Below are 2,286 nucleotides of genomic sequence, written 5' to 3'. Positions count from 1 at the left end.
CACGCCATCCGGCAGGCTTTTGCTCGCTTCACGGCAGATGAGTGCCGCAATTCCCTCGCTGCCGCCGGCTACGATACCGACTTGGCCGTCGCTACGTGAGCGGGAACGGCTCTAGAGCTGTTGCCGACCGCTGCGAGTCGGTTGGGGTTCCGTGACGCGACGTGATCTGATTCCCTGTGGTCCTCGACAGGAGGGTCGATGGGGTCGCCGTTGTCATTGGATCTGCGTGAGCGCGTCGTGAAGGCCGTGTCCGAGGGCGCCTCGCGCCGTCAGGCGGCCGAGCGGTTCGGGGTCAGTCCCGCCAGCGCCATCCGCTGGCAGGAGAGCTTCGAGCGGGAAGGCCGGGTGGCGGCCAAGCCGCAGGGTGACGACCGGCGCTCACAGCACGTGGAAGCCCATGCCGACCTGATCCTGCGCCTACGCGCGGAGCGGCCGACCCTGATCCTCTCGGAGTTGCGCGCCCTGCTGGCTGAGCGTGGCATCGCCACCAGCGAAAGCGGCCTGTCGCGCTTCTTCCGCCGTCACGCACAAAAAAACACGCTCCACGCCGCCGAGCAGCAACGACCGGACGTGAGAGCCGAGCGCGAGGATTGGTTCGAGGCCCAGGACGAACTCGATCCCGAACGGCTCGTCTTCCTCGACGAGACGGCGACCACCACCAACATGGTGCGCCGCTACGGCTGGGCTGCGCGCGGCGAGCGTTGCCGCGTGGCGGTTCCGCATGGACATTGGAGGACGACCACCGTCACGGCCGCCCTGCGCACCAGCAGGGTGGTCGCCACCGCCCTGTTCGACGGAGCCACCAACGGCAAGCGCTTCCGGGCCTACGTCACCGACACCCTGGTGCCCGTGTTGAAGCGGGGTGACACGGTGATCATGGACAACCTCGGCGCTCACAAGGTGGCCGGCGTGCGCCAAGCCATCCAGGCGGTGGGCGCCAAGTTGCTCTACCTTCCACCCTACTCGCCGGACCTCAACCCGATCGAGCAGATCTTCGCCAAGCTGAAGGGTCACCTCCGCAAAACCGCCGCGCGGACGCTTCCAGATCTGAAAGACGCAATCCGATCCGCCTTCGGCACCCTCACCCCAAAGGCCTGCCGCAACTGCCTCGCTGCAGCTGGATACGACGCATACGATCCAACATGATCGGCAACAGCTCTAGACGCGACGACGCGGTTCTCGAAGGCCGAAATCTACACCGGGCTCTAGTTCATCGGCCCGGCGCAGCCTGCGCCGGACGGGCCGTTCCAGATGCCTGCCACGGCCCGGTCACGAGGACCACCCGCCCGAGTCCGTAGATCGTCAGCGGGTCCGAACCCGCCCCTGGCCGAACGCCTGCTCATAGGAGAGATCGCCGAACACGAACTGCCCGCGCTTGCCGTTGCTGAGGGCGACGATGGCCGAGCCGGTCATGAAGCCGGCCTGCCGCGTGACGATGGCTTCCCCGTAAACCCGAGCCCCGCAGGTCACGGGAATGATGATAGTCGGGTTCGGGTCGCGGACCGACCACGTTCCGGAACAACGGATCGAGCCGGGGAAGGCGACCCAGAACTCCCCGACGCCCGTGTTGTAGCCCGTGGCCTGCCCAGCGGCAGCGGCGCCGTTGGTAAGCTGCCTGGTGATGGGGATCGCGAAGATGGGCGCGGGCTGAGCGTAGGCGGCGCTAGAAAGGAGGAACGACAGGAGGGCGGGCGCGAGCATCTTCATGCGCCGCCCGTAGTGGCCACGGCCGAGCTTGTCACTGTGTCGAAGTCCGTAGCCCGCGACCTTCAACGGGGCAGGCAGTCCAAGATCAGTCATTGCTGACTGAACTATAAATTCACAACTTTTCTTGAATACCCAAGAAGCATCGACCATCCACACGTTGTCGGCAAAGAAGTCGCGCGATGCGAACCGGGCATCTACTGGGTATAACCATGTATTTACAAGTGCTTGAGGTTGGCGATCGTCACGCCGATTTGTGGGAGAAGCTGTTCGTCGTTTCCCGCTGCATCGATGGGCCGGAGGACCGGACTCTCGGTTTCCATCCCGACTTCGGTCTCAGCGTCATCGATCATTACGGACTGGAGAATCGGGTTCTGTGGTGGACAGCGCGACCGATGACAGAGCCCGAGACCGATGGGTTAGCAGAGATTGAAGCGATGCTTGCTGAGCTTGACCAATCCCCATGACCGGATCATTGGCGCCCGCTTAGAGCCCGTCCGATAATGTCTGGCCGGGGTTGAGTGGCCGGGATGGCGGTGATTCCAGAAGGGTGCTGAAGCCTGATCTGGACGTGCCATGTGG

General features: G+C 64.5%; 3 protein-coding genes. 2 read left to right on the top strand and 1 reads right to left on the bottom strand.

Translation table 11 applies throughout. The features are described from left to right. The first annotated feature begins 198 nt into the window (after positions 1–198). A complete protein-coding gene (locus ASF53_RS15855; RefSeq protein ID WP_056200304.1) occupies positions 199–1,146 on the top strand; it encodes an IS630 family transposase in 948 nt (315 codons plus the stop codon). Between the two features lie 156 nt (positions 1,147–1,302). Here the strand turns inward: ASF53_RS15855 and ASF53_RS15850 are convergent, their stop codons facing one another. Beyond that, positions 1,303–1,800 (bottom strand): hypothetical protein, encoded by a 498-nt coding sequence (locus ASF53_RS15850; RefSeq protein WP_056200302.1) that lies wholly within the window; start codon positions 1,798–1,800, stop codon positions 1,303–1,305. A gap of 116 nt (positions 1,801–1,916) precedes the next feature. Here ASF53_RS15850 and ASF53_RS25825 point away from each other — a divergent pair, with 116 nt between their 5' ends. Beyond that, complete coding sequence (locus tag ASF53_RS25825) at positions 1,917–2,171, top strand: hypothetical protein (RefSeq protein ID WP_210168537.1); 255 nt, start codon at positions 1,917–1,919, stop codon at positions 2,169–2,171. Positions 2,172–2,286: the final 115 nt, after the last annotated feature.

Origin of the sequence: Methylobacterium sp. Leaf123, assembly GCF_001423405.1 — a bacterium.
Lineage (GTDB): Bacteria > Pseudomonadota > Alphaproteobacteria > Rhizobiales > Beijerinckiaceae > Methylobacterium.
This window is presented reverse-complemented; position numbering and strand designations above follow the sequence as displayed.